The organism is Blautia sp. HCN-20427, from assembly GCF_037890365.1.
In the GTDB taxonomy this organism is placed as follows: domain Bacteria; phylum Bacillota; class Clostridia; order Lachnospirales; family Lachnospiraceae; genus Blautia.
Genome location: NZ_JBBKBX010000011.1, coordinates 57,015 through 83,442, shown reverse-complemented (window position 1 = coordinate 83,442; position 26,428 = coordinate 57,015). Strand labels below are relative to the sequence as shown.

Genomic DNA, 26,428 nt, shown 5'->3' with positions numbered 1-26,428 from the left:
CCTCTATCGAATGTCATAAACGCTGCGGACTCTGATATTCTCAGGCACACCTCTTAAAACTTCCACGGTTCTGCTGTCCCCGTGCAAATCAAAATAATTGTCGGACAGCACCATATCCTCATTCTCATCTAAGATTTCCACACTCTTTGCATAGGCATCCGCCCACACGGTAATGGTATTCCCCTCCACTTTGTAACGGAGATTTGGATTTTCATATTTAAAGTATTTCATGGGCTTCCAAAATTTCTGCCTTCGCGTTCCGCAGATACCATTTTACCAAAATTTCTCTGTCTTTTAAAGTCTCATTTGTCACATTTAGGGTAATAGATTTCTCAAATGCAAAATGCTGGCGGTTCATGTTGGCTTCCTGGGTCAGCCAGCTTTCTTCCTGGCAGGAAATCATCACAGGCGCAAAGAAACGCTTTGCATAATTCTATTTGTCCAGTGTATACCCCAGATAATTCAAGAATAATTCTGCATACATGGCATTGGCCCAGGAGAACCACTCTCTGGTATACCGGGTGTCATCCTCGCAGCAGAAGCCCTCATGCATCACGCCTTTTCCTCCTGTGGTAGCAGCCATGTTTTCCAGAATTCTTCTCTTTTCTTCTCTGTCCCCGGTGGTCAGCCCCTGCACCGCCATGGCAATGTGCCAGATGTAGTTGGACGGAGTATGGGGACTTCCTATCCCTGCCGCTTTTGCGCCCTTGAAGTAAAAAGGATTGGCTTCGCTTAAAAGCAGTCTTCTGGTGTTGGCTTCGACTTCCTTATCTGACGGATAACCCAGGTAATTCATGGCCAGAAGGCTTGGCACATTGGCATCGTCCATTAAATTGTACATGCCGAATCCGTCCGTTTCATAGGCGTAGACCATGCCAAACTCTTCGGTAAAAGTCTTTCCAATGGTTTCAATGGCGGTATGTACTTCCTCTTTCAAAGCCTTTGCCGCCTCTGCAATTTCCCCATTGCCATAAATCTTCCGCTCAATTTTCTCCAGATATCCCAGCACGGTTACGGCGAACATGTTGGAAGGAATCAGGTACCCGTAAGTGCAGGCGTCATCACTGGGACGAAAACCGGACCAAATCAGGCCCGTACCGGATTTTACCAGCGCACCTTTTCCATCTCTGGAAAGGGTATCCCGGTAATAACCGTTATGGCGGCAGAAGCGGTAAGAGGATTTTTCCTCATGGTGCTGCTCGGTTCGGAACACCTCTAAAATCTTCTGTACCCCGCTTTGGAAATCCTCGTTAAACTGGGTGGTGCAGCCTGTATTCTTCCATAAGAGGTACGCAAGCTGAATGGGATAGCACAGAGAATCCACCTCAAATTTTCGTTCCCAAACCCAGGGATTCTGGTTGGGGTCATCTTTTTCCCAGCAGGCTCCGCTTGGAGAATCGTTAAAGGCATTGGCATACTCGTCTATGCATATACAGAAAAACTGCCGTCTTACCAGACCTGCTATCAATTCCCGCACCTCTTCATTTTCCTTCGCCAGAAAGATGTACGGACGCAGCTGGGCAGCGGAATCCCGCAGCCACATGGCAGGAATATCCCCGGTAATGACATGGGTGGTATTGTTTTCCATTCTCTTTACCGTGGTATCCAGTGTGTTGGTGTAGCAGGTAGTGAAAAGTTCCATAAGATGCGGACATTCCTTTGTCTGCTCTTTTAACATTTCTAAAAAATCATCCATGGTTTCCTGTATGCTCATGATTTGTCCTCCATATCAATATAATTGGAAAGTAAATTTTCTTTGGAATATTCTAGCAGACTTTTTTTGAAAAAAATAGTGGAATTTTCCCAGATATCCTCTAATTTTTTCTTGTCATTTCATATTCGCTGGGCGTCATTCCCATAATCTTTTTAAAAACCTTGCTGAAGTAATAAGGATTTTCAAATCCCAACATATCCGAAATTTCATACATCATATATTCATGCAGCCCCAGAAGCTCCCTGGCTTTTTCGATTTTCACCTGATTGACATAATCATTCAGATTGCTGCCCGTCTGCTTTTTAAACACACTGCTCAGATACCCCTGACTGATGCCGATGGCATTGGCAATCATAGCAAGAGTCAGCTTTTCTTTATAATTTTCCTGTACATATTTTTTCACAGAGGCAACGATTTTCTCCGTCTTGCTGCCGCCCTTAAGGCTTTCCATCCTGCTGCCAATCCAATTTCCCAGTTCCTGCAGCCAGCGAATATTCTCCTCTAAGGTAAAACAGGCGCCCAGCCGTTCTACAATCTCCGAAGGATAGGGAAAGCCCCTTTCCTCTCCTGGCTTCTCCCCCTCTGCATAAGAGAAAAAGAAATAGTACAGATTCATACAGGCATCAATGACCTGTGCTCTTGCCGGCTGGTATTCCAAAAAAAGTTCTGCCACTTCCGAAAAAACCCGTTCCACCTTTTCCCTGTCCTGCACAATCAGGGCCTGCTGCAAATCCTTTTTCAGAAAGCTGATGTCAAAAACCTCGTGCCTGGAATGGTTCTTTTCCAGGTCTTCAGGATGAAAATCCCCGGCACACAAAATGGGAGTTTCACTGTGGTAATAATAATATTCCTCCAGAGTTCTTATCTGATGAACCCCACGGCCAAAGCCTTCCCAGATATTCTCTGCCGGTGTACTGACCGCCACAAAAGCCGGATTTCCGAAATAATTCTGAAAAATAGTCAAAATCTTATTTCCAAGGGCAGAAAAAGAATCCGGCAGTTCTTTTTGTGGAAATACAGCCAGAATTCCCCTTCTCTCCCAGTTCATCATACAGTAAACCGGGCTGATACGGTCCATAAACTGTTTTAAAAGACTGGACGCATATTCCATAATTTCCTTTTGCTCTGCTGCCTCTGTCTTCTGGAACAAATGGGTTTCCTGCTGATAGGGGCGAATCCACACAAGCACCGGACTTTCATATAGTTTTTCCAATCCCAGTCTTTCTACTTCTTTCTCCCATTTTTCCCGCAGTTTTCCACAATCTTCCCTCTTATTTTCCAAAATTTCCCCGAAGAATTTTTTTGTAATCTCCTCTGCGTTTTTTTGCAATACTTCCTGAATAACCGGACTGCCCTCTGCTTCCTGCTTTTCCCGACATATCGCAGTGGCTTTTTGCAGACTCTCTCCAAGGATTTCCGGTGTAATTTCTATTTTCACCAGATAATCCAAGGCCCCCAGACGCAGGGCTCTCTGTGCCAGAGAAAATTCTTCCAGGTTGGTCAGCAGGATAAATTCCCCCTGATATCCCCGGTTTCTGCACTCCTCCATAAATTCCAGTCCATTCATGGCCGGCATCTTAATATCCGTAATCACAATATCCGGCTGGATTTCTTCTATCTTTTCCAATGCCTGACTTCCGTTGGTTGCCTTATCCGCAACCACACAGTCATAATCTCCCCACTCCATCATAGACGCAATCCCTGCCAGTATTAACGGTTCATCGTCCACAAGTAAAATACGATACATCTTCTCCATCCTCTTTTTTATTTATTTTCCATATTCTATGGGTAAAGTCACCAGAATTTCTGTGTATTCCCCCACCCGGCTGCGAATATGAATCCCATAGCTTTCCCCATAGACCAGCTTAATTCTCTGGTCCACATTAGGAAGACCGATGCCGCTCATCGTGTCACCTTTGCGCTTTTGCGGGTTTTCCATAATCTCCCGGATTTTCTCTTCCGTCATTCCTACGCCGTCATCTCTTACACTGACGCAAAGCCGGTTCTCTTCCTGCCAGATATGAATACGGATATTTCCGTTCTTTCCTCCCGGCTCAATTCCCGAAAAAATCGCATTCTCCACCAGTGGCTGCAAGGTCAGCTTAATGATTTTTGCCTCGTACAGCTCTTCTTTTTCCACCTGGGTCTCTACATCAAACATTTCCATATAACGCATTTTTTCAATGGTAATGTAATCCTCCAGAAACTTCAGTTCTTCCCGCAAAGTCACTTTCTCATTAAAACCTTTTGCCATATTTTTCAGAAGTCCGGACAGGGCTGCAACCATTTTCACAATGCTGGTATTTTTCTGTATCACGGCAATCCACCGAATGGAATCCAGGGTATTATACAAAAAATGTGGATTTATCTGAGCCTGCAGCATCTTAATTTCCAGATTCTTCTTCTCCCGCTCATCTTCCACACTTTTATCCAGAAGCTGGGCAATTTTCCTGCTCATTTTATTCATACCCCGGCCGATTTCCCCCAATTCGTCTTCACTCTCAATCTGTGGGTTACAGGAAAAATCTCCGTTTCCGATTTTTCTTGCCTGCTCGCTCAAAAGCGCCACTGGTTTTCGCAGCCGGTTGGAAAACAGCACCGACATCCCCATTCCCACCAGCAGACAACTGATAAACATGAAAACAGCCAGGTTTAGAATCAGCATTTTCTCGTTTTTAATAGAACTGATTGGCATAATTTCGTAAACCAGAATACCGCTCATAGAATTTTTAGACCAGGCTACCAGACATGCTTCTCCCTGCAGCTTCTTCTTTTCAATGCCGCCGGAGGTCTCTGCTTCCAACAGATTTTTTGTCATTTCCTGCAAATCCTTTTTCTGAAATTTTTCCTCATTGGCAGCTGCGATAACGGTCCCGTCTTCCACAGCAACCACCAGAGTGTCCCCATGGTCTGCCTTTTTCAGTTCTTTTTCAAACAACTTGGTGGAAAATCCCAGAAATCCCCATCCCTCCTTGCTGTTGCTGCCTGCTACGTCCAAAGGACGGACGATTGGAATCAACATCTCCCCTTTCCCCTGAAAAAAGGGGTTGTCCACTACTTTCAGACGGTATTCATCCGCCGACTTTTCCGCTTCCTGCCAAAACCAGTCTGTCTCCAGTAATTGTTTTACGTCATCCTTGCTCCCCGGACTGCTGCCGGACTGTATGGCATTTCCGTTTTTGTCCAGAATCATCAGTTTATTAATATAAGAACCGTATCCGGAAATGGCACAGTAGTCACTCATAAGTGTACTGTTTATCAGCGCCTGCTTCTTGGCGGAAGGCTGGTCTGCAAAATCCAGGCTGCCGTAATTCATAGAACTTCGACCCGTACAGTTCAGAATAATATTCATCATTTCTTCATAGGCCACAAAAAAATTTTCTGAAATACCCTCGATATCATTCTCCATGGTCTGCTCCGTCATTTCCAAAGAGCGCTTAAACGAACTGTGATAAGTTCCCATACTTCCAATGAAGGCCACCAGAATCACAATACTCAGATTGTACATGATAATCCTTCCCTGGAGTGTTTTCCATATTTTTTTATTCTTCATTTTGGCGTCCCCCAACACGATACATCTCTGCCTTTCATTATACTCATTCTCTTTTCTCTCTACAAGAAGAAACTGCCTCTTTCTTCCAGGTATGCGAAAGACAGGACACTGCCCTTCTCCTGCAGTCCCCTGTCTCTTTCACTCTATTTTTCTGCAAATTTTGCGTCCGATTCCCCTTTTTTCCTTACTGCCGCAGTCATAGGCAGTCCGGTGCCGTAGTCCAGCTGTCTTGGTTCATATTCCTCATTTTCCCGCTGTCTGGTCATGAGCCTGCTGTCCCAGGTCTTAAATTCCGTTCTCCGGTTCCACGGCCTGTCCTCCCAATAATATCCCCGGAACGGATCCCTGGTTTCATACATATTGTCCAGGATTGCCTGATGAAGCCGTTTCTTCACTTCCTCATACTCAGGTTTTTCAATCAGGTTTACCATTTCCTGGGGGTCTTTTTCCAAATCATACAGTTCATCACTGGTCATGAGATTCAGCACCATTTTGTATCTGCCGTCATAAACACCCCGCAGCGGCTGATAACCGCCGAAGCCGTCATGGTCAACCTCATATCTTCCAAATTCCATAAACACATAATCGTTGCAGCGAGCCTGCGGATTCAGAACTTCCTGCCAGATACTTCTGCCCTCAAACATTTTCGGAATGGGCACACCGAAGATGTCAAAAATAGTGGGCGCCAGATTGATATGAGAAACCGGATTGGTATCTACACCCTGTCCCAGCCCCCGGATAATCAAAGGAATATGTACAATCTCCTCATACAGCGCCGGGCCTTTTCCTGTAAGGGAATGGGCATACATCATATCTCCGTGATCCGAGGTGTAAATGATAATGGGCGCGTCCTCCTGCTGTTCTGCCGCGTCTATCACTCTTCCGATTTCATAGTCTGCAAAAGTATTGCAGCCCAGAAATTCCTTTGGCTTCAAAGAAAAGTCTTCCCTGCAGGCCTTCAGATACTCCTCCCCGGCCCAGATTCTGTGATGTTCCGGCTTATTCTCCAGAGTGTCCTTCATATTTTCCTTTATGGGAACCTCATAGTCTTCATATAAATCCACATATTTCTTCGGACAGATGTGGGGCCCGTGTGGTTCGTCCAGAGAAACCACCAGAAAATAATTTTCATCCCTGTGTTTCTCTATAAAATCCACAGCCCGGTCTGCACACCGGTGTCCATACGTCATATCTTCCGTAATATTATATTTCTCAATGCTTTCCATCTGCCGGATACGATATCGTTCTTCCGGGGTCAGTTCTTCCAGAAAGCACCGCATATCATACCAGTAATCCTCATCCCAGCCTTTGGCGCATCTGCCCAGCCCGAAATAATCTCCCCCGTCCAAATGCCATTTTCCCACATAAGCGGTATGAATTCCCGCGTCGCTCAGCCTCTGTCCGATATTCGGCACATTGTCCGACAATCCCATACAATTTGACCACCCCGCGCAGGAATGTGGGTAGCTTCCCGTAAAAATTGCCGCTCTGGCCGGCTGACATACCGGCTGTGTGGTATATGCCTTGTCGTAGCGGATTCCTTCTCTGGCCAGCCTGTCCAGATTAGGCGTTATCATGCGTTCATTGCCGTAACAGCCCAGCATATCCGTCCTCTGGGTGTCTGTCATAATAAAAATCACCTGTTTTTTCCTGCTCATACTTCCTCCTGTCCCCTGCTCTATAAAAGAAACGGGTCTTGCTGCATATCCAGATATTCCCGCAGCCTTGCTTCGTATTCCTGCACCAGATCCTGATTGAGTTCCGTAATCACCAGAGGAGACATCTGATAAGGGTCTTTCTCATTGTCATAGAGAAGACGTACTTGCCTTTCCCCCGGCGTATAACCATTATTCACTACATACGTATACCGTTGGGTACGAATACCTCTCCATCCGTAGCATTTGCTGTTCCTTCCCTTCTTTTCATAAGCTGCCACCATTTCCGGCATTCCGGGATAAGAACACAAAAATGCCTGTTTGGGTGCATTATCTGCTTCCCCGCGTATGCATGGCGCATGATTAAAGCCCTGGCAGGTATCCGGCACAGGAATATCCAGAAGCCCCAAAAGCGTCGGCATATGGTCCGGACTTGCCAGCAGTTCCTTATACACTCCCAAAGGAACCTGTCCCTTCTGCCGTATGTACAACGGAATATGAATGGATTCCTCATACCACACATTTTTGCTCATACGTCCATGGGACCCCAACATTTCTCCATGGTCTGCTGAAAGCACCACCAAAGTATCCTCTTCCAGATGATGGTCCCTTAAATACTGTAAAATTCTGCCAAACTGCTCATCCACCCCGGTTATTGCTGCAAAATACTGTCTGGTAATGGTTTCCATTTCCGGTGTCCGCTTTTCCGGTGGCACATTTTTCCGGAAGTGAACCGGCATATTCTCATATTGCTTATAATACTTATCCGGAACCAATTCATAAGGAAGATGGGGGGGATTATAAGATACAAAAAGTGCAAACGGCTCCTCTTCTCCCTTTTGTTCCTCCATATATTCCAGCGCCTTGTCTGTCTCAAATTCCGGTGACCAGCAGCCAGGTTTTATCTGCCTGGGCGTATCTGCCCAGTAGTGGGGATCTAAATGATTGTCGCAGGCCCCATAGGAAAGCCAGTAATCAAAGCCTTGTCTTCGCTCGCCCGGCGGCGTATAAGCGTCCCAGTCCCTTGCCCCGGAAACCGGATTTTGCTGAAAGTTCTGTTCCGCTGCGTCCAAATGCCATTTTCCGATATATCCGGTATGGTATCCATTTTCTTTCAATACGTTTCCAATGCAGGTTTCCTGGGGACGCAGCATGAGCACCTCGCTGAGTCCGATTTTACAGTTGGTCCACATGCCCAGGCTAAAAGGATACTTTCCTGTCAGAAGCGAAGCTCTGTGCGGGGAGCACAGAGGAAAGGTACTTACCGCCTCCCTGCAGTCCAGACTCTCTTTTGCAAAAGTATCCATATGCGGAGTATGCACAGGGTCTTCCCCCGTGCATTCCATCGCATGATATCTCCACTGGTCCAAAAAAACATATAGTAAATTCGGTTTTTTCTTCACCTTTCTGCCTCCTACCAATAAGGGTTCCACTCACCCTGTCTTCTCCGCAAAGCCTCCAGATAGAAATAATCTCCCCAGGTATTGCATTCATCTACACCCCGGTTCTTACAGGTATTCTCCTCGGAGCTTCTGGCATAAGTACCGTGAAGCAGAAGTCCGTTAGACTCTGTCCTGTGCTTTACCGCACATTTTTCTATCAACGCACACAGCATTTTGTCCGCTGCCATGCGGTATCTCTCTGCCTCCTCTTTCTCCAGGTGAGGCAGCATTTCATAAATACCGCAGATGACAATAGCAGAAGAAGAAGAATCTCTTGGCTCTGTACTGCCTGTGTCAAAATCAAAATCCCAATAGGGAACCAAATCCTCCGGCAGATGCGCAATAAAGTAATCTGTCACATCCCGAAACATTTGAATATATTCCGGTTTCTGCTGGTAACGGTAACTGAGCGCAACGCCATACACACCCCAGGCCTGACCTCTTGCCCACGCAGAACCATTTCTGTTTCCCTGATGGGTGACTCCGTAAGAAGGTTTCCCGGTCTCCGGGTCCATATAATAAGTGTGGTAAGTAGAATGGTCTTCTCTCAACACACACTGCATGGCTGTATGCATATGACGGCAGGCCTTGTCCGCATATTCCGGATTTCCTGTAACCTCTGTTGCCCAGTACAAAAGAGGCAGATTTAACAGGCAGTCAATAATCAGCCGATAGTCCCCGGGGTCCCCCACATTGCCCCATGCCTGAATAAATTCTCCCTTTTCCCTGTATCTGGTCAAAAGGTGGTCTGCCGCCATAACAGCAGCCTTCCTGCCCTTTTCATTGCCGCAGAGTTTGTATGCCGCAACACAGGAAAGGCTGTATAAAAATCCCATATCGTGATAATTCACGTCAATTTTCTTTTCTATACGATTCAGAAAACTCTCCACATGGATTTCCCCTGTTTTTCGGAAAGCCTCGTCCTTTGTCAGTTCATACGCCAGCCATACAACACCGGTCCAAAATCCTGTGGTCCACTCTACATTTTCCGTAGGCCAGTAGAAACCGTTTTCCGTATTGGGAGACTGGAAGGACTCTGTAAAATCCCCCAGATTGCCCTTTACAATTTTGGTCGCCTGCTCGATTGCCTTTTGAAGCATTTTTTCCGAAGTCCCCGGATACTTTCTAAGGGTTTCAAATGTCTGTGCCATACTTGTCCTCCCATTTTCCTAATCTTACAAATATCAGCCTTTGATACCGCTTGCCGCAACACCTTCTACAAAGAACTTCTGACAAGCGATAAAAATAATCACTACCGGAATCAGCGCACATACAGACGCTGCCATAATCAACGCATAGTCTGCTGCATACTGGGAAATAAACATACGAATACCCAGCTGAATGGTTTTCAGTTCCGTGCTGTTTAAATAAATCAAAGGTCCCATAAAGTCATTCCATACGTTTACGAAAGTAAAGATGGTCAGAGTTGCAATTCCCGGCTTCGCCAGAGGAAGCACAACTCTGGCAAAGATACCGTACTCGCCCAATCCGTCAATTCTCGCTGCTTCTGACAGTTCTTTCGGCACACTTAAGAAAAACTGCCGCATTAAGAACACGCCGAACGCACTGAACGCATGAAGCATAATCAGTCCCACATGGGTGTTGTTTAAACCGAATTTGGACATCATAGTAAACTGAGGCACCATGTATACCTGCCATGGAACTGCAATCGTGGTGACATAAGCCAGGAACAGGAAATCTCTTCCCTTAAACTCCATTTTTGCAAAACCGTAAGCTGCAAAACAACTGGTAGCCAGCTGGATAATGGTGGTAATTACCGTCAGCTTCGTGCTGTTTTTGAAAAAAGTCAGAAGCGGAATCTTTTCCCAGATTTCCTGGTAATTCTCGAAATGGAAGCTTCTGGGAATCCATTCCATGGGAATACTGAACACATCTTTATTCAGCTTCACGGAAGAAATCAACATCCAGTAAAAAGGAACTGCCATGAGCACGGCCAGGAAAGTCAAGCCTATATAAATAAATATCTTTTTTCTCTTTTCTGCTTTCATATTGTCACCCCTTTACATCCATTCCGTAAATTTCTTCTCGCCCTTAAACTGAATCAGCGTAATCACCAGTACAATGACAAAGAGAACAATGGCGCTTGCGCTTGCATAGCCAAATTCAAAGTTGGTAAACGCTGCATCGTAAATATGGTTTACCATAACCTGGGTTGCACGGCCGGGTCCTCCGCCTGTCATAATATAAATCAGGTCAAATACCTTAAAGCACTGAATGGTCAGCATAATAACAACAAAGAAAGTTGTGGGCTTCAGCATGGGGATGGTGATGTATCTCAGTTTTTTCCATCCGGTGGCCCCGTCCAGACTTGCCGCCTCATAAAGTTCTTTAGAAATCCCCTGCAAAGCTGCCAGATATACAATCATGTAATAGCCCATGTATTTCCATACACTGACAATAATAATGGCAGGCATGGCCCATTTCACAGATGCCACCCATCCCGGAGGATTGGAAATACCAATGGCTCTTAAAAATTCATTAATCGGTCCCACATCTTTCATAAAAAGCATGTTCCACACAGCTCCTACCGCAACCAGGGAAGCGATATAAGGGAAGAAAAATGCAGTACGGTAAACCACAATTCCTTTAATCTTACTGTTCAGAAGCACTGCGATAAGAAGTGCTGCCGCAACCGTCAGCGGCACGGTGAAAACCGCATAATAAAAGGTGTGTCCCACGGACATCTTAAAGGTAGAATCTCCCATGAGTCTCACAAAGTTATCAAATCCCACAAATTCCATAGGTGTATTTGCAGAACCGTTCCACTTCATGACACTTAATACAAAGGAAAATACTACCGGAATAAAGATGAACAGAAAATATCCGATAAAGTTTGGCAGGATAAATGAATATCCAATCAGATTATTTTTTACAACTCTTTTTTGTTTCGGTGTTAATGCCATATCCTTTTTCTCCTGTCTTTCTTCCTTACGGATTGGCCTCCCGTATTTCCTTAACGCGTTCTGTCATATTCTTGATTCCGTCGTCAATACTTTCCTCGCCAATCATAATCAGGTCATGTTCTTCTTCCACTGCTTTACGAATTTTTTCAATGTTTTTGTCCAGTGGTCTGTCAAATACCATTCCCTTTAATTCCAGTGCTTCTGCACAGCCTTCCGGAAAACCTTCCACAGATGTGACTTTGTTCATAATGGTGTCATTCTGAATAACGGTCAGGATACCCTGTTCTGCCAGCTTTTCTGCTGTTTCTTCGCTGGTTGCACATTTGATGAATTCCCATGCCAAATCTTTCTGGTCAGAATTTGCATTGATAGCCACCGGTGTTACCGCGCCAACGCTGTTGCCTGCCTCTACGCCCTCCGGATGCGGAATGGTTGCGAATCCCCAGTTAAATCCAAGTTCTCCTGCATTCTGTGCCTGGAGAAGGTTTGCAATAAACCAGGTTCCCATGGGCATCATTGCACACTGCTGCTGCTCAAAAACGCTGGAATAATGTAAATTACCTGTTTTAATAGTTGCGTAATCCTGAATGATGCCATCCTCCTGCATGCGAAGAGCCTGTTCATAAGCAGGTTTCAGGAAGCTGTAGTCATCGGATACCAGTGTATTCTTTCCGTCCTGAATAGCCCAGTTGCATACCAGCGCCATCCAGTTGTGGTTGTGTGTTCCGTAAATCTTGTCATTGCCTTCTCCGGAGGTCATCTTTCTCGCCAGTTCTTCGTATTCATCCCAGGTCATATCATTGCTTGGATAAGGAACGCCTGCTTTGTCAAATAAGTCTTTGTTGTAATACAGAACATACCAGTCCGAGCGGTAAGGCAGTGTGTAGGAGGAACCATCAATCTGTAAATCCTCTGCTGTTCCGTTGTAAACAGATAAGTCCAGCTTATCTTTTTCTATGTATTCATCCAGACAGGCAATCTGTCCTTTCTGCTGCATACTCAACTGTGTCCCCATATCTTTTACGAAGATAACATCCGGGTCCGGGTCACCGCCAGCCAGCATAACCGTCAATTTGTTGTTGTATTCATTGGCCGCTGTGTCAATGTATTCAATTTCTACATCCGGGTATTTTTCCTGAAATACCTCTACCGCCGCTTTGAACTGCGGTGATGTGTCATTGTCCCATGTGGAAATGGTCAGCTTCTGCTTTCCGTCTGCAGTTTCCTTTCCGTCCTCTTTTTTTTCACCTCCGCAGCCTGCCAGCATTCCCACTGACATCGCCGCGATAAGTCCCATTGCCATTGCTTTTCTTGCTTTCATGTGCTGCTCTCCTTCTTTCTCTTCATTCTTTTCTCCGCTCTTTACGGGGTGTTTTCTTTGTAGTTATAGATTAACAGAAAGCCTTTTTTTCTGAAATGAATTATTTTCCTATTTCTGTTACTTTCTGCAGGTTGCAGCAAAATTTTCTTGTCATTTTTTTAGATTCTGTTACTATTTCCGCATTACAAAGTGGGATTCTTCCATTGACGAAACTGCAGATTTGTTTTAGACTATACTCGATTTTGCATTTTCAATTTTAAAAAGAGGGGGACTTATCATTGTTTCAAGACAAAACTCAAAACAGACAATTTCTGTGCAGTTACGGCGTCTTCATCATAAACGGTATGCTTGCACTCTCCATTGGCTCACTCCTGCCTTATATCCGGGATTCCCGGGGACTGGCCTATGCTTTTTGCGGTATGATTGTCAGCCTTCATTCCGTAGGAAATCTGATTTCCAGCTTTGCCTGCGGCGCTTTATCCGAGGTCTGGGGAAGAAAGAAAAGCATTCTTTTTTTCAATTCTTTCATTGCCCTTTCCTACCTGGTCATTCTTCTTTCTGACAATAATTTTATGTTGGCACTGGCCTTTTTCCTCACCGGTATGGCCCGGGGCGCTACCAGTAATTTTTGCAACACCTCCATTAACGAACTGGCTCCCGGTAAGGCATCGCTCTTAAATGGCCTGCATGCCATGTTTGCTATCGGCGCCTTTACTTTCCCGCTTCTGCTGCTTGCCATGACGCGGACAAACAGCGATAACTGGATTTACGCCTGTTCTTTCATGCTGATTATGGGCGTTTTAAGCTGGGTCATGTATTTTATGATTCCTGATTCTGTTAAAGAAAAAAAAGAAGAACAGATAAAAAAAGCTGCTGATTTTGCTTTTTTCAAAGAACCGCTGTTTTATCTCTGCACACTGACTCTTTTCTTCTATCTCTGTGCAGAACAGGGAGTAATTGGCTGGATGATTACTTACTTTAAGGATACCGGACTGCTGCCCGCATCTCTTTCTCAGGTCACGGCCAGCCTTTTATGGGTCATGATTCTAGCCGGCCGCCTTTTAACGGCTTGGCTTTCCACTAGAGTTCATAAGGAATGGCTGCTGCTTGTCATGGGCTTCGGACTGGTGGGATTTTTAATCCTACTGCTGTTCAGTTCCACTACACCGCTGATTCTTGTGGGAATTATGGGCTTTGGCTTCAGTATGGCAGGGCTTTATCCCACTACGGTTTCCTTTTCTGGAAGCCTTATCCAAAAATATTCTCTGGCCTGGAGTTTCATTCTCACTCTTGCCAGCTTCGGCTCTATTCTCATGCCGTCCATTATCGGTAAAATTGCAGAAACTGCCGGTATTTACTACGGCATGCAGTCCATTATTGCAGTTGTGGTCATTGACCTGGTTTGCATTCTTCTGCTGGTAAGACATATACGAAAAATGAGAAAAAGTGCGCTTTAAAAAATGCAGTTAAGGGGTTTTTTAAGATTTAGAGCTTAAAAATCGGTATTTACCGACACCCCTTCCTGCATTTCTTTTATACAACTTTATATCCATGGTGTCCGGCAGAAACAGTACAAACTCATCGCCTCCAACCCTGCAGGCCAAGTCATAAAAGGAACAGCAATAAAAATTTCCTGTTTGTTTCCATCAAACTGAACATTAGAAATAGAAATGTCTGTCAGACAATGCACTTTCCCATTTTCCTTTTTATATTTTTTCCCATAAATACTATAACTTGAAATTTCCCGCTGAATTGCGGATAAGAGACTATGTAGAAATCTTTTTGATGGACACTCCCTGATTCCGGTCACGAAGCTTTCCTGCTCTCTGCGGAGGATGCGCGGTTTTGTTTGTTGCGGGAAAACAAAACCTGTAAACAGCCAAACAGGAAACATAGAATCAGGGAATATACCACCTGCCATTTAATCAATGCATAATTCTATAAGTTCAGGTTCACCTTTCGGCAATTCCATAAAAAAATCCACCTTCCTTGTGAAAGCGGACTCGTCAACTGTCTGTAAACAGTGTGAGGGATTTCAAACTTTGCACGGAAGTTATCACCTTACTACTACTAAGCAGGTTTCCTGACTCATGGCTCATCGCTTTGCCGCTCCTTCTCGTACTGCTTCGTACAATGGACTTCTGCGGCATCACTCCCCAAATACAGTGACCGGATCGCTCAGGACTCACACCTGATTCCCTTTTCACCAGTGTTGTGCGGTCAACACGGTGCACTTAATAGGTTTATGGAATTATACATTGATTATAATACCATTGCCTCCAAGCCGCGTCAAGCACTTTTCCTAATTTTCTCCTGTTTTTTGCTGTTCTCTTCGGCGTTTTGTCATAAGCCCGCCGATACGTCCCGTTTCCTTTGCAGACAGGCTTTTCCAGCCATTTGCAGCTACCCGGTCCAAAAGTCCCAGTTCTCCGGCAATTTCATATTTTATTTTTTCCTCTTCCGGAATATTGTTTAAATCAATTTTTTCTTCTTTTTTCTTTGCCATAAAAAAGCCACACTCCTTTCTAACTGGAGTATGGCCCTTTTTTCTCACTTTATACCGTCTGTAAATTTTATTTTGGAATTACAATGGCTGCAATGATATAAGCCACAATTCCTGTGCCGCAGTTCATGCAGGTCAAGATAATCCATGCCAGCCTTATTAAAGTAGGGTCAATATTAAAATATTCTGCAATTCCTCCGCAGACCCCTGCCAGCATATAATTTACAGAGGAACGATACAATCTTTTATCAGACATATGATAACTCCTTTCCTTGCTTCTATTTTTTATTTACTTTCAAACTCGATTTCCATATTTCCCATATCATTTGACACGTCTATGGTCTTTTGGCTGTCTGCATTTCCGAAAACACCTTCCTGGTAACCCACATACTCCTTTCCATCCAGAACCAGATTGCCGCTGTCGCTTTCTGCATAAACGGTATAATCGTTTAGTTTTCCGGCACATTTCACCTGGAGATTTCCGGTGGAACACTCTATTTCTCCTGTTTGAAATTCCAGATACTCTGCCTGCACACTTCCGGTATCTGTTTCCAGATAAGCCTTATCGGTCCGCAGTTTTCCCACTGTTTTTATCTGAGCCGTATCGGAAACCAGCTCCAGATCTTTGAATGTTTTATTTTCCGGTACTTCTATCACAAGTTTTGTCTTTTCGCTGTCATGGTCGCCTTCGGCTTCTATATACAATTCCTTATTATCGAAGCTGCGGCTTACCGTATCGTCTTCCCGGACTCCCAGAATCCGAATGGTATTTCCCGTGGTTGTACGGATTTCTGCAATTCCTGTATCCACTTCCAGGAGGAGACGCTCTACCTCTGTCTGGGAGTATTCCAGGTTTCCCGGTGTACTGTCATCATCAACTGCATCAATATCCGACAGACCTTCGTCCCATTTGTCTTCCCACTCTTCATATCTGTGTTCATGCTTCTGCAGCTTGTGGGCTATCATCCGAAACAGCCGGGTATTTGCCAGATGATTTCCTTCATAAACCAAATCAATACTTCCGCCTGCCGCCACACCTGCGCCGAACAGAATACCTCCCAAAAGCCCCAAACACAGTATGGAAATCAAAACAATTTTTGTAAACTTCTTCATGCCCGGTCACCTCCTGTATGTCCTCTGTGAAGAATTCGCTGAATCAAATCTATGCACCATCGGAAACAAGGCGGAAAAACTTTTATCACCAGAAGGAAAAATCCCAAAGTCAAAAGCAGTCCCAGCGCTGTCATCATAAGCGCTGCCCCTGCGGTAACTACAGCAGTAGCCGGAGTTCCCAACTGAAAAATAAAGGCATTAGCCAGAAGCACCACACCGCCAACTACCAATCCCAGCCCGCTAAAAAGCAAAGCTGCCAGAATTCCAATGCAGGCGCCCAAAAGCCCCAGAAACACACCCAGCAGTCCCAGTCCCAATCCGCCCCACAAAGGACAAGTAAGAATCACCAATACCAATAGCAGCGGCCAGGAAAGTCCGCCTCTTGGCTGTTTTCTCTGTGCGGTTCCCGCATAGGTTCGATACGGTCCCTCATAAGCTGTACTTCCCCCATTCTCCTCTCCGTGATAACGGCTTCCATCCCAGTTATTCTTTTCCTGGCGGTCTTCCTCATGATTTTGGGAGTCGGAAGAAGATTCTGCCTTTTGCCGCTCAGGCATATTCCGTTCTTCAAACCGTTCATCCCGGTATCCGGCCTCTGTGTATGCCCCATACTCATTCTGTCCCTCTTCCAGGCCGGCTTTTATGATGGCTGCCACCTTCCCCGGACTTCCCAGTTCCTGTATGACAGAGGATTCGTTTTCTTCCCCTGCATCCTCAAAATAGTTTTCATAATATTCCAGAGCGTCTTTTCTGTCCGCTTCCGGTATATCCCACAACAGCCGCGAAAGCTGCGCCAAAAATTCCTTTCTGTTCATGCCTGAATCCCTCCCTCGAACAATTCACTGATTTTCGTTGAGTAGCTTTTCCATTCTGCCCGGTACAGATTCAACTGCACCATCCCTTTCTCTGTTACCTTATAATATCGCCGGTTTCTTCCGCCGTATTCTCTGTCATAAGTTTCCAAACACTGGTCTTTTAAAAGTCTCCGCAGAACCGGATAGAGCGTGGATTCCGAAACCTCCAGCACCTGACGCACATCCTGGGTAATTTTATACCCATAGGTACCCTCGTTTTCCTTGGATACAACGGCCAGCACAATGGCGTCCAAAAGCGCTGCTCCTGTATTAAAAACCATATGTCCACCTCGCTTCCTTTTTTCTCCATAATATTGTTTCTTAAGCAATACTATTTTATGTTTAATACTATACGTCATATAATATAATATTGTCAATAATATTTTACAGAAGAAAAACAAAAGAAATTTTAAAGATTTTTCTTTTCTTTCTCTCTGCAAACCTTTATACTCGTATAGAGACACATTTCGCAAATTTCAAGGATTTTCGACACAGGAGGAATACATGAAAAAACAATTCGGAAAAATATTTGCCATTCTGGCCGCTGCCGCCATTCTGATTCTGGGCATGATTGCCGGAAGATATTTGGAGTCCAGTAAGAAGCCGGAGCTGAACACGTCTGCGATTACCGCGCAGATTTCAGAACTCTCCCAGCTGTCCACCGCAGAACTTGCCTACCGGGGACTGGTACGGTACAGCCAGGGAGAAATCACCTTTCTCACCAAGAAAGAATTTACGATGATTTACGATGCCAATGTAAAGGCCGGGGTGGATTTAGGACAGGTACAGATGGATATAAAGGGAAACAAAGTATCCGTAACCCTTCCCAAAGCAGAAATTCAGGACATTACCATTGACCCGGACAGCCTGGAATTTTATGATGAAAAATTTGCACTTTTTAATTTTCAGGACCGCCAGGATACCGTAGAGGCTCTGCAGTATGCCAAAGAGGACGTAACCAAGCAGGCAGAAAAAACAGATTTGCTCACCACCGCAGAAGAACGGGCGAAAACCGTGATTACGGAACTGGTAAATTCCATGTGGAACCAGGAGGATACAAAGCCGGAAATTACCTTTGAAACGGCTGCAGATACCCAATCGGAATCCTCTGCGGCAAATTAAAAAAATTTACAGAAAAGAGGCTGTCAAACAGCCTCTTTTCCGTTTCCACTATATGCCAGAATTCTTATACCGGCACCGCTTCTCCCAGGTCAATGGAATAAATATATTTCTCCTTCACTGCTTTTCCGGTCAGCCGTTCCAGGGCTTCTGCATAATATTCCAACTGTACCTGATATTTCTTTATCAGAGAAGCCGGATTCTTTCCATACACCTTGTCGGTTTTGTAATCCACCAGCACCAGCGCCCCGTTTTCCTCGAAATACGCATCCATAATTCCCTGAATGAGCACTTGTTCCTGTGGGTCATATTCCGGCTTCACCTGATTAGCAGATACTTCCATAACAAAGGGCTGCTCCCGATAGAGCTTCCCCTTCTCCATTGCCGCTTTCATCCGCTGTCCCAGAGCACTTTGGACAAACCGGTAAATATCCTGAGCCCGCACTGTTTTTTCCATGATTTTTGTCAGTTTTCCCTGCTGCCCTAACGCTTTTATCTGCGCCTTTATCTGGTCTAAATCCTCTGTTTTTCCATAGTCCAGATTTTCCAGAACCCGGTGATAGATGGTTCCTCTGGCCGCCCCCTGAGGCGTTGCTTCCTTCTCCCGCATAAAAGCAGGCACATAAGTCTCCACAGGTTTTTCCTCATACAGAACATGGCTTTCCTCCTGTACCGGCTCCTGCATGCGCTTCACTTCGGAAACCGTGAGTTTGGAGGGAATCAGTGCCTGGGCTTCGTAGGGATACACGTAGGAAAAACTGTCTTCCAATTCCTGTTTCAGCTTTTCATCGTAAACCTGTCCGCAGTCCCAGGACAGCAGCCGTGCTTTCTCCTGTTCCTCTTCCATGCGCAGCTGGGTTTCTTCTATGACTAATTCCAATGGGTAAACTTTACGGATAAGAAAATCTCCTTCCCCTTCATACAACGGATTCAGCGGGTATACGGGAAGTTCGTATTCTGCATACAGTGGTTTCATGGCTCTGTGACGGGCCAAAGCCTGCAAAATCCAATCCATATAGCTTTTTCCTTTTGTACGCATACCGTAGGAAAGACGCTCTTCCCGCTGCCGCTTCACCATCTCAAATCCGACCAGCTTTTCCTGCAGCTTTAAAACTGTTCCCGTAAGAATCAGTTTCTCCTTGGCTCTGGTAAGGGCCACATAGAGAATCCTCAGCTCTTCTCCCAGACTCTCTGCCTGAATTTCCTGCTGTACAGCTCTTTGCAGAATGGTTCTGGTACGAATCCGCAGCTTTTCGTCCATAGCCGGGGCGCCAATTCCCAAATCCGGGTGCATAACCATACTTTCTCTGGCGTCCTGCATATTGATACTTTTCCCCATACCTGCCACAAAGACAATGGGAAATTCCAGTCCTTTGCTGCCGTGAATACTCATAATCCGCACGGTATCCTCTTTGTCGGAAAGAATATTGGCCTCCCCGAAATCCACCTGATACTTTTTCAAATTTTCAATATAGCGGATAAAGTTAAACAGCCCACGGTAACTGGTGCTTTCATAATCTCTGGCCTTCTCTGCCAACATCAGCAGATTGGCCTTTTTCTGTTCCCCGGACACAAAGGCCTGCTGATAGAGCAGAAATCCCGTTTCATCGAAGAAATCCCAAATCAGTTCATGCATAGGGGTATAGGGCACCTTGCTCCGCAGTTTCCGGTAAATCTTAAGAAAACCACGGGTCTTTTCCCCCAGGGGACTGTCCTGCTGCTCTGCCAGAAGCAAGGCTTCATAAAGCGCAGGCTTTTCCGCCTCTTTTCCCAGAATTTTAATTTCCGCCAATTCTTCAAAACTGAACGATTGCGGCATGGATCTTAAAGCCCCGGCCAACGGAATATCCTGCAGCGGGTTGTCCAGAATCTGCAGGTAATCCAGCACACTGGTGACCTCCGGCGCGGAAAAGTATCCGGTCTTGGTGGTAACGCTGGCGGGAATCCCGCAGGAATTTAAAATCTTCTTAAAAGTCTCTGCCCAGCCCGACATGGTACGCAGCAAAATCGTAAAATCCGAATAACATACCGGACGGTAGGTTTCCGTTTTCTTGTCCAGAACCTGCTCTGTCTCCATAAGCTCCCGAATCCGCATAGCAATCATACGGGCCTCGGTTTCCCGGATACTCTCGGGATTTTCGCTGTCCTTCCACACCGGGTCATCTTCCTCCAGAAGCAGTACCTCCGCTGCTGGCTGCATCGTTTCCGAACCTTCCGGTTTCGGCGGAAAAACCCGCCCTGCATACAACGCCGCGTCCCGGTCATATTCCACGCCGCCCAGGTCTTCTCCCATAATCTGATAAAAGAGATAGTTGACGCTGTCCAGCACTTCCTTCCTGCTTCGGAAGTTTTTGTGCAAATCAATCCGCAGACGGTTTTCCCCTTTCGTAAGAGGATAGGTACGGAATTTCTCCATAAACAAATCCGGTCTGGCCAGACGGAAACGGTAAATGCTCTGCTTCACATCTCCCACCATGAAAATATTATACATGCCGTCCTCTACTCCGGACACAGAGGTCAGCAGTTTTTCCTGCACCAGATTACTGTCCTGATACTCGTCAATCATAATCTCTGCAAACTGCCGGGACAGTTCTTTGGCTGCGTCGGTCCGCTCATCTCCTTTTGGTGTGTGATGTACCAGAATTTCCAGGGCATAGTGCTCCAAATCCGCAAAATCCAGGATGTTCTTTTCCTTTTTTTTCTCCCGGTAGCACTCCATAAAGCGCAGGGTCAGATCCACCAGAACGCCCACCGGCTCTCCTGCCTTTTTGAGATGTTCCAGAATCTCTTCCAGACTTTCTGAAAAATACCGGTCCTGAATTTCCTTCAGCAAATCCTTTGCCTGATTCCGCAGATTTTTCACCAGTTCCTGCACGCTTTCCGATACCAGTTCCTTCTCTGCCTTTTTCCCTGCCGGAAGGCGTTTAAATTCCAGGGTATCGAAAAGCGCTTTGTATTCTGCGAAAGTCTCCGCCTTTTCCAGGTTCTCTGCCGCCGCTTTTTCCTGTTCCAAAAGCCCCAGATAAAAGCCCGGCCCGTCCGGTTCTCCTGCAAGGTTTCCTGCCTCCGTGAGAAGTTTGGCTGCCTCCTGTATCTGCTTGCGGATTTCTTCCTTCACCGCCTTCATCCAGGGAGCTTTTTCCAGTTCCTCTGCCGTTTCTATATCATAAGCCTCTCTGCAGGCGTTCAGCCATTCCTCCGGATAGGGGTAGCTCATGGAAAAACCGTAAAGCTTCCGTATCATTTCCGGTATTTTCTCATCTGTTTTCCCGGAAGAAAAATTGTCCGCAAAAAAGCAGAATTTCTCATTCTCCGGCGCACTGTACGCCTCTTCCATGACTTTATCTGCCACGTCGGCCTGCAAAAGCCGCATTTCTCCCTCGTCTCCCATACGAAAGGAAGGGTCTAAATCGATGAGATGAAAATAATTCTTCACCACATAAGAACAAAAACTGTCAATAGTGGTAATCTGGGCATGATGTACCAGGGTGCTCTGTCTTTGCAGATGTTCGTTATCCCGGTCCTCCTCCAGCTTTTTCTCAATGGCAGTCCGAATACGTTCCTTCATCTCCCCGGCCGCCGCTCTGGTAAAGGTTACAATCAGCAGACGGTCAATGTCTATGGGCTGGTGTTTATCCGTGATTCTCTGGATAATACGCTCCACCAGCACCGCTGTCTTTCCGCTGCCGGCCGCCGCACTGACCAGAATGTTGCAGTTTCGGGTATCAATGACTTTCTGCTGCTCCTTTGTCCATGAAACGTCCATGCTTAAACCTCTCCTTTCTCCGGATTCTCCCGGTATTCTTTCAGTTTCTCCCAGATTTCCTCTGTTTTATAAGGCACCAGCCTCCGGTAGCGGTAGCCGGGAACCTTTTCATCAAATCCGCACACACTGCGGTACGGGCAGTAAACGCAGGCGTTTTCCTTCTGCTGTTCAAAAGGATTGACCTCTGTATTTCCACCCAGAATTTTTCCGCCGATTTCCTTTGCCTTGCAGTTTACATACCACATCATATCCCCAAACTGTTCCTGACTTGCCACTTTGGAATTGCTGGCAAATCCTCCTTTTGCCGTGTATTTGACGGGCACGGCCAGAGATTCCACGCCTTTCGCCGTTGCCAGGTTCCGGTCCAGTTTTTCCAGAATTTCCGGCTCTGCTCCTGCCAGTCCGTCCATTTTCAGCTTTTTCAGGATATCCATTTCCGGATGTTCCGGGTCTTTTACATCCTCCTGGTTTAACACCGGGTCTTTCACATTGTAATAAAAGATACCTGCGGGCTTTACCTGATTTTGCGGAAACCGCTTGGCTTCCAGTTCCATGGCCGCCCCGAGATACAGGGCAAGCTGCAGCTGCAAACCATAATAGACTTTCAGTAAATCCAGCTTGGTAGCCCCGGATTTATAATCAATCACTTTTACATAGAGCTGGTTGTCCTCTCCGCGGCACACATCCACCCGGTCAATCCGTCCCCGCAGCTGCAATTCTTCTCCTTCTCCCAGAGAAAAATGCAGGCTGTCTATCTTATCCGCAGGCCCAAAAGCCCATTCCGTCAGGGCCGGATAGAAATCCCCCTGCTTTAACTGCCACTGCAGAGCCCAGACACTGCGCTTCACCATGCGCTTGGCCCGGTTTACCGTATAGGCATTTCTGGCGCTGCTTAAGAGAATGGTTTCTCCTGATTTTTCCACCACCTCATCTACGCAGGCTTCTGCCAGAGCGTCTCTTGGTCCGTCTTCTAAATCCACCCATTTCATGCCCTGTTCCCGGACTTTTTTGGCAAACAAATCCAGGCTGTTGTGCAGCAGAGTTCCCAAATCCGCCATACTGAACTCATACCGCACCCGTTCCCGTAGGGCAAGACCATAAGACAGGAAATGAGCGCAGGCACATTTGGCAAACTCTTCCAGCCTGGTCGCGCTGTTTTCCAACTCTGTGCCGTAAAGCGCATGAGCAGTACCCCGGCTGATAGCGTCCTGGGGATTGGCGTAAAAAGCCCCTTGAATCAGATTCTTCACCACAGCTTCCCATTCCTTCCGGCTGCAGAACCAGTTCATCAGTTCTTCAAAAACCGGAGACTCCTTCTGAACACTGTGCAGTTCTCCCGACAGCTTTTCCAAAGCCCCTGTCACACTTTCTCTGTACAAAAGAATCTCCTGGTTCTCTCTGGAATCCTGAAATAAGCCCTCTATCTGGGAAATAAGAAAAGAAGGAGACAGGGCTTCCCCGCTGCTGCTTAAACGGCTGTAAGACAGATACACCTGCTCACTGGGTTTCGTCAGATTCAGATACAGATAAAACTTCTGGGTATACAGGCTTTCCTTTGCCGTGGGCGCCAGGGACAAGCCCCGCCGTTCCAAAGATTCCCGCATTTCTTCCCGGTTCAAATCAGAAAGAAGTTTTCCTGCCTGAGTCTCCTTGGGAATTTTCCCTTCATTGACCCCGGCAAAAAACAGTATCTTAATATCCTTTAAACGAGTTCGCTCCATATCCCCAACCAGCACCTGGTCTGAGGTGGGCGGCACAATTCCCACCTTGGCTTCCAAAAGCCCGGCGTCCAGAATCTCCTTAAACTCCCGCAGCCGCACCTTCTTTTCTCCCAGGATTTCCACCAGCTTGTCCAGCAGATTCATGACAATCTCATAAATCTGACTGTATTCCTTCACCATGGACAGGTTTTCTTCCTGCCGGAATTTTTCCGCATACGCCTGCATTTTCTCCTGAATGTGATTGCTGCAGATATACTCATACAAAGCCCTTGCATAATCTGTAATATCAGCACCCTTTTCCCGCATTTTCGTATAAAAAGGTTCCCACATATCCACAAGGCGGGTACGAATTTCATTGAGTAATACACATTCTTCTGGATTCTGTCCACGATAAGTGCGCACCCACTCCCGGTTCCAGGCCGCAAAGCCCCTGATTCCCATGGCTACCACATAATTTTCCAGCCGGTCTGTCTCTTCCTCGGTAATATCCGTAAGCCCGCATCGCAGCAGGCGGAACACACTCTCATAGCTGAACTGCTCGATGATTAAATCTACGGCGGCACGAATGTATTCCACAAAAGGATTCAGAAACACGGAATGCTTCTGGTCCAGAAAGCAGGGAATATGGTATTTCTCAAAAGCTCTGGCCGCTGCAGGGGCATAAACCTCCATGTCTCCGGTAATCACAGCAAAATCCCGGTAACGGTAACCTTTTTTTCGCACCAGCCCCCGGATAATACCTGCGGTTTCCTCCATTTCCTGTGCCGGATTCAGGGATTCCCGGATATGCACAGCATGTTGTTTTTTATCATACGTTCCTCTGCGATAACGGAAAAGATTCCGTTCCAGAAAATCCATCGGCAGATTTTTTGTAAATCTCCCTTGATACGGCGCCCCTTTTTCCGGTACCCACTGCTCTTCCCAGTGAATTTTTTTCTCCGAAGCAAGTTTACATAATCTTGCAACGGTCTGCTTGCTTAGGCAGAAAAGCTGATGGGGGCTGCCGGGATGATACGGGTCTTCTCCTCTCCCCATGGTTACGGTGACATAAATCTGACTGCTGATTTCCAACAGTTTTTCCAGAAGCTGTATCTGTATGGGGGTAAATCCGGTGTAGCCGTCCAGTACCAGCACACTGTCCTTTAATTTCCGCGACTTGTCTGCCACCCTTCCCAGTACGTCTAAGACTTCCTCCTGGGTAATGAAGTTGCCTTCCAGATACTCAAAAAAACCCTGATACAGCACCTGCATATCCTTTAATTTGTAATACAGCTCCGGGCGGTTCTTTAAATCCTCCAGAATCTCCTCTAAATCAGAGGACCCGATTTCATATTGCCGCAGCTCAGACACCATACTCTTCATCTGGGATACATACCCCTGTTTGTCCATTTTGCTGCCCAGAACCTTCAGTTCCTTTTTCTTCTCCTGCGCCACTCTTCGCAGCACCATGCTCTTTCCCGTTTCTTCCAGCAGTTCTCTCTGAGTCTCCCCCACTTCCTCCAGCACACGGAAAGCCAGACGTTCAAAACTTAGGACATCTATATTCATAATGCCTTTTCGCGGGTGCATTTCTACCAGTGCCTTCTGGGTCTGCATGGTAAACTGCTCCGGTACCAGCACCAGATATGAGCGGCCCGGATGTTCCATGGATTCCTGTATGATTTTGCTGTAAATATAATGGGATTTCCCTGCTCCCGAAGGGCCGAAAATAAACTGTAATGCCATACGTTCCTCCTTTCAGAAACCTGGGGACTTAAAAGAATTTTTCGATTACCTCTGCAATACCGTCATGGTCATTGTCATAACAGGTAATATAATCCGCCACTTCCTTGACACGCTCCTGGGCATTGGCCATAGCCACGCCAAGACCGGCGTACTGAATCATGGACACATCATTAAAACCGTCACCGCAGCACACCATTTCCTCCCGTTTGATTCCCAGAATCTCCAGAAGATGCCGCAGACAGTAAGCCTTGTCCACATTTTTCGGCGTCACTTCCAAAAAGAAAGGCTCTGACCGGAATACCTGGGCCTCATGGCAATATTTCCGGGCCATCACAGGCTCCAGGGCTTCCAAATCCTGAGGTGCTCCGGTCATCAGACATTTATTCACCGGAAAGTTTACATAAGTTCCAAAGTCCTTTTTATATACAATGGGAAGCTGATTGATTTTCGCCTCGATTTCCATATATTTATCCGGCTCTGTTCCGGAAAGAATCTCGTCTTTTTCGTAAGTAATGATACCGATTCCATTCTCCAGGGCATCTTTCCAGAGCCTTGCAGGGAGGTGCATGGGCAGCGTTTTCTCATACACACATTCCCTGGTCTGGAAATTCAAAATTCTCGCGCCGTTAAAGGGCAGAATATAACTGCCGAAACGGTCCAGTTCCAGGGTTTCTGCCACCTTGTACACCCCCTGAGGCGGACGCCCGGAAGCAATGGCCACGGGAATTCCTCTTTCCTGCAGTTCAATAATAGCCTTTTTCGTCTTCTCTGTGACCTCTTTTTTAGAATTTGTCACGGTTCCATCTATGTCTAAAACCAATAATTTATAACGCATCATCTGTTCTCCTGTTTCTCTCTCATTTTCAATTCTTTCATGGAATGTCTCCTTGGCATTTCTGTTCCTTTTCATAATAACATACCCCATTTTAAATGCCAATCCGTGTATTGTTAAATGTAGATGTGCAAATACACAGGCATATTTTCCCTTACCCGGTAATATGTTATAAAAAGGAATGCA

The 26,428-nt window shown here is 46.1% G+C and carries 22 protein-coding genes and 1 riboswitch; of the genes, 2 read left to right on the top strand and 20 right to left on the bottom strand.

What is annotated here, in order from left to right:
* Positions 1–3 precede the first annotated feature (3 nt).
* The 11 genes from WKT17_RS08605 to WKT17_RS08555 all read right to left on the bottom strand — a co-directional run bounded on the left by WKT17_RS08605 (position 4) and on the right by WKT17_RS08555 (position 12,609).
* Entirely contained in the window at positions 4–231 is a 228-nt protein-coding gene (locus WKT17_RS08605; RefSeq protein WP_302702871.1) for a glycoside hydrolase family 2 protein, read from the bottom strand.
* Complete coding sequence (locus WKT17_RS08600; protein WP_319017070.1) at positions 218–403, bottom strand: hypothetical protein; 186 nt, start codon at positions 401–403, stop codon at positions 218–220. Before WKT17_RS08600 ends, WKT17_RS08605 begins: the two co-directional genes overlap by 14 nt.
* A gap of 30 nt (positions 404–433) precedes the next feature.
* Positions 434–1,714, bottom strand: coding sequence for a glycoside hydrolase family 125 protein (locus tag WKT17_RS08595; RefSeq protein ID WP_173748927.1), 1,281 nt, complete (start codon positions 1,712–1,714; stop codon positions 434–436).
* A 100-nt stretch (positions 1,715–1,814) separates the two neighbouring features.
* Positions 1,815–3,461: a response regulator transcription factor gene (locus tag WKT17_RS08590; RefSeq protein WP_173748926.1), complete on the bottom strand. Its 1,647-nt coding sequence runs from the start codon at positions 3,459–3,461 to the stop codon at positions 1,815–1,817.
* Between the two features lie 21 nt (positions 3,462–3,482).
* Positions 3,483–5,267, bottom strand: coding sequence for a sensor histidine kinase (locus WKT17_RS08585; RefSeq protein ID WP_291681874.1), 1,785 nt, complete (start codon positions 5,265–5,267; stop codon positions 3,483–3,485).
* Between the two features lie 143 nt (positions 5,268–5,410).
* Positions 5,411–6,925 carry a sulfatase-like hydrolase/transferase gene (locus WKT17_RS08580; RefSeq protein WP_291681875.1) on the bottom strand — a complete coding sequence of 505 codons (1,515 nt, stop codon included), beginning with the start codon at positions 6,923–6,925 and terminating at the stop codon, positions 5,411–5,413.
* A gap of 20 nt (positions 6,926–6,945) precedes the next feature.
* On the bottom strand, positions 6,946–8,325 hold the full coding sequence (locus tag WKT17_RS08575; protein WP_173748923.1) for a sulfatase family protein: 1,380 nt from the start codon (positions 8,323–8,325) through the stop codon (positions 6,946–6,948).
* A gap of 11 nt (positions 8,326–8,336) precedes the next feature.
* Entirely contained in the window at positions 8,337–9,515 is a 1,179-nt protein-coding gene (locus tag WKT17_RS08570; RefSeq protein WP_173748922.1) for a glycoside hydrolase family 88 protein, read from the bottom strand.
* 33 nt (positions 9,516–9,548) lie between these two features.
* Entirely contained in the window at positions 9,549–10,373 is an 825-nt protein-coding gene (locus WKT17_RS08565; protein ID WP_173748921.1) for a carbohydrate ABC transporter permease, read from the bottom strand.
* Between the two features lie 12 nt (positions 10,374–10,385).
* A complete protein-coding gene (locus WKT17_RS08560; RefSeq protein ID WP_291681877.1) occupies positions 10,386–11,288 on the bottom strand; it encodes a carbohydrate ABC transporter permease in 903 nt (300 codons plus the stop codon).
* A gap of 25 nt (positions 11,289–11,313) precedes the next feature.
* Positions 11,314–12,609, bottom strand: a complete 1,296-nt coding sequence (locus tag WKT17_RS08555) for an ABC transporter substrate-binding protein (protein ID WP_173748919.1) — start codon at positions 12,607–12,609, stop codon at positions 11,314–11,316.
* 278 nt (positions 12,610–12,887) lie between these two features.
* Between WKT17_RS08555 and WKT17_RS08550 the strand changes: the two genes are divergently transcribed.
* On the top strand, positions 12,888–14,066 hold the full coding sequence (locus tag WKT17_RS08550) for an MFS transporter (protein ID WP_291681878.1): 1,179 nt from the start codon (positions 12,888–12,890) through the stop codon (positions 14,064–14,066).
* An 86-nt stretch (positions 14,067–14,152) separates the two neighbouring features.
* Here the strand turns inward: WKT17_RS08550 and WKT17_RS08545 are convergent, their stop codons facing one another.
* The 6 genes from WKT17_RS08545 to WKT17_RS08520 form a co-directional block, all read right to left on the bottom strand.
* Positions 14,153–14,530 carry a hypothetical protein gene (locus WKT17_RS08545; protein WP_291681879.1) on the bottom strand — a complete coding sequence of 126 codons (378 nt, stop codon included), beginning with the start codon at positions 14,528–14,530 and terminating at the stop codon, positions 14,153–14,155.
* Positions 14,531–14,665: 135 nt separating this feature from the next.
* Positions 14,666–14,862: riboswitch (cobalamin riboswitch) on the bottom strand.
* 49 nt (positions 14,863–14,911) lie between these two features.
* Positions 14,912–15,115, bottom strand: coding sequence for a small, acid-soluble spore protein, alpha/beta type (locus tag WKT17_RS08540; RefSeq protein WP_173748916.1), 204 nt, complete (start codon positions 15,113–15,115; stop codon positions 14,912–14,914).
* A 67-nt stretch (positions 15,116–15,182) separates the two neighbouring features.
* Complete coding sequence (locus WKT17_RS08535; RefSeq protein ID WP_173748915.1) at positions 15,183–15,368, bottom strand: PspC domain-containing protein; 186 nt, start codon at positions 15,366–15,368, stop codon at positions 15,183–15,185.
* 29 nt (positions 15,369–15,397) lie between these two features.
* Positions 15,398–16,225, bottom strand: a complete 828-nt coding sequence (locus WKT17_RS08530; protein ID WP_291681880.1) for a DUF4097 family beta strand repeat-containing protein — start codon at positions 16,223–16,225, stop codon at positions 15,398–15,400.
* A complete protein-coding gene (locus WKT17_RS08525) occupies positions 16,222–17,040 on the bottom strand; it encodes a DUF1700 domain-containing protein (RefSeq protein WP_294541359.1) in 819 nt (272 codons plus the stop codon). The genes WKT17_RS08530 and WKT17_RS08525 overlap by 4 nt, the downstream gene beginning before the upstream one ends.
* Positions 17,037–17,360 (bottom strand): PadR family transcriptional regulator, encoded by a 324-nt coding sequence (locus WKT17_RS08520; RefSeq protein WP_291681882.1) that lies wholly within the window; start codon positions 17,358–17,360, stop codon positions 17,037–17,039. The genes WKT17_RS08525 and WKT17_RS08520 overlap by 4 nt, the downstream gene beginning before the upstream one ends.
* Before the next feature lie 223 nt (positions 17,361–17,583).
* On the opposite strand from WKT17_RS08520, the gene WKT17_RS08515 reads away from it, so the two are divergent.
* Positions 17,584–18,201: a DUF4230 domain-containing protein gene (locus tag WKT17_RS08515; protein WP_291681884.1), complete on the top strand. Its 618-nt coding sequence runs from the start codon at positions 17,584–17,586 to the stop codon at positions 18,199–18,201.
* Between the two features lie 64 nt (positions 18,202–18,265).
* On the opposite strand, the gene addA is transcribed toward WKT17_RS08515, so the two are convergent.
* From addA to WKT17_RS08500, 3 genes are read right to left on the bottom strand one after another with little or no spacing between them, the layout of a single operon-like run.
* Entirely contained in the window at positions 18,266–21,964 is a 3,699-nt protein-coding gene (gene addA / locus WKT17_RS08510) for a helicase-exonuclease AddAB subunit AddA (RefSeq protein ID WP_291681886.1), read from the bottom strand.
* 2 nt (positions 21,965–21,966) lie between these two features.
* Positions 21,967–25,410: a helicase-exonuclease AddAB subunit AddB gene (gene addB, locus WKT17_RS08505; protein WP_291681887.1), complete on the bottom strand. Its 3,444-nt coding sequence runs from the start codon at positions 25,408–25,410 to the stop codon at positions 21,967–21,969.
* 28 nt (positions 25,411–25,438) lie between these two features.
* Positions 25,439–26,245, bottom strand: a complete 807-nt coding sequence (locus WKT17_RS08500; protein ID WP_173748978.1) for a Cof-type HAD-IIB family hydrolase — start codon at positions 26,243–26,245, stop codon at positions 25,439–25,441.
* Positions 26,246–26,428 lie beyond the last annotated feature (183 nt).

What these genes read in the sequence shown, in the direction of transcription:
- WKT17_RS08605 (WP_302702871.1), bottom strand. Translation starts at nt 231, where the DNA reads ATGAAATACTTTAAATATGAAAATCCAAATCTCCGTTACAAAGTGGAG.
- WKT17_RS08600 (WP_319017070.1), bottom strand. Translation starts at nt 403, where the DNA reads ATGATTTCCTGCCAGGAAGAAAGCTGGCTGACCCAGGAAGCCAACATG.
- WKT17_RS08595 (WP_173748927.1), bottom strand. Translation starts at nt 1,714, where the DNA reads ATGAGCATACAGGAAACCATGGATGATTTTTTAGAAATGTTAAAAGAG.
- WKT17_RS08590 (WP_173748926.1), bottom strand. Translation starts at nt 3,461, where the DNA reads ATGTATCGTATTTTACTTGTGGACGATGAACCGTTAATACTGGCAGGG.
- WKT17_RS08585 (WP_291681874.1), bottom strand. Translation starts at nt 5,267, where the DNA reads ATGAAGAATAAAAAAATATGGAAAACACTCCAGGGAAGGATTATCATG.
- WKT17_RS08580 (WP_291681875.1), bottom strand. Translation starts at nt 6,925, where the DNA reads ATGAGCAGGAAAAAACAGGTGATTTTTATTATGACAGACACCCAGAGG.
- WKT17_RS08570 (WP_173748922.1), bottom strand. Translation starts at nt 9,515, where the DNA reads ATGGCACAGACATTTGAAACCCTTAGAAAGTATCCGGGGACTTCGGAA.
- WKT17_RS08565 (WP_173748921.1), bottom strand. Translation starts at nt 10,373, where the DNA reads ATGAAAGCAGAAAAGAGAAAAAAGATATTTATTTATATAGGCTTGACT.
- WKT17_RS08560 (WP_291681877.1), bottom strand. Translation starts at nt 11,288, where the DNA reads ATGGCATTAACACCGAAACAAAAAAGAGTTGTAAAAAATAATCTGATT.
- WKT17_RS08555 (WP_173748919.1), bottom strand. Translation starts at nt 12,609, where the DNA reads ATGAAAGCAAGAAAAGCAATGGCAATGGGACTTATCGCGGCGATGTCA.
- WKT17_RS08545 (WP_291681879.1), bottom strand. Translation starts at nt 14,530, where the DNA reads ATGGCAGGTGGTATATTCCCTGATTCTATGTTTCCTGTTTGGCTGTTT.
- WKT17_RS08540 (WP_173748916.1), bottom strand. Translation starts at nt 15,115, where the DNA reads ATGGCAAAGAAAAAAGAAGAAAAAATTGATTTAAACAATATTCCGGAA.
- WKT17_RS08535 (WP_173748915.1), bottom strand. Translation starts at nt 15,368, where the DNA reads ATGTCTGATAAAAGATTGTATCGTTCCTCTGTAAATTATATGCTGGCA.
- WKT17_RS08530 (WP_291681880.1), bottom strand. Translation starts at nt 16,225, where the DNA reads ATGAAGAAGTTTACAAAAATTGTTTTGATTTCCATACTGTGTTTGGGG.
- WKT17_RS08525 (WP_294541359.1), bottom strand. Translation starts at nt 17,040, where the DNA reads ATGAACAGAAAGGAATTTTTGGCGCAGCTTTCGCGGCTGTTGTGGGAT.
- WKT17_RS08520 (WP_291681882.1), bottom strand. Translation starts at nt 17,360, where the DNA reads ATGGTTTTTAATACAGGAGCAGCGCTTTTGGACGCCATTGTGCTGGCC.
- WKT17_RS08515 (WP_291681884.1), top strand. Translation starts at nt 17,584, where the DNA reads ATGAAAAAACAATTCGGAAAAATATTTGCCATTCTGGCCGCTGCCGCC.
- addA (WP_291681886.1), bottom strand. Translation starts at nt 21,964, where the DNA reads ATGGACGTTTCATGGACAAAGGAGCAGCAGAAAGTCATTGATACCCGA.
- addB (WP_291681887.1), bottom strand. Translation starts at nt 25,410, where the DNA reads ATGGCATTACAGTTTATTTTCGGCCCTTCGGGAGCAGGGAAATCCCAT.
- WKT17_RS08500 (WP_173748978.1), bottom strand. Translation starts at nt 26,245, where the DNA reads ATGCGTTATAAATTATTGGTTTTAGACATAGATGGAACCGTGACAAAT.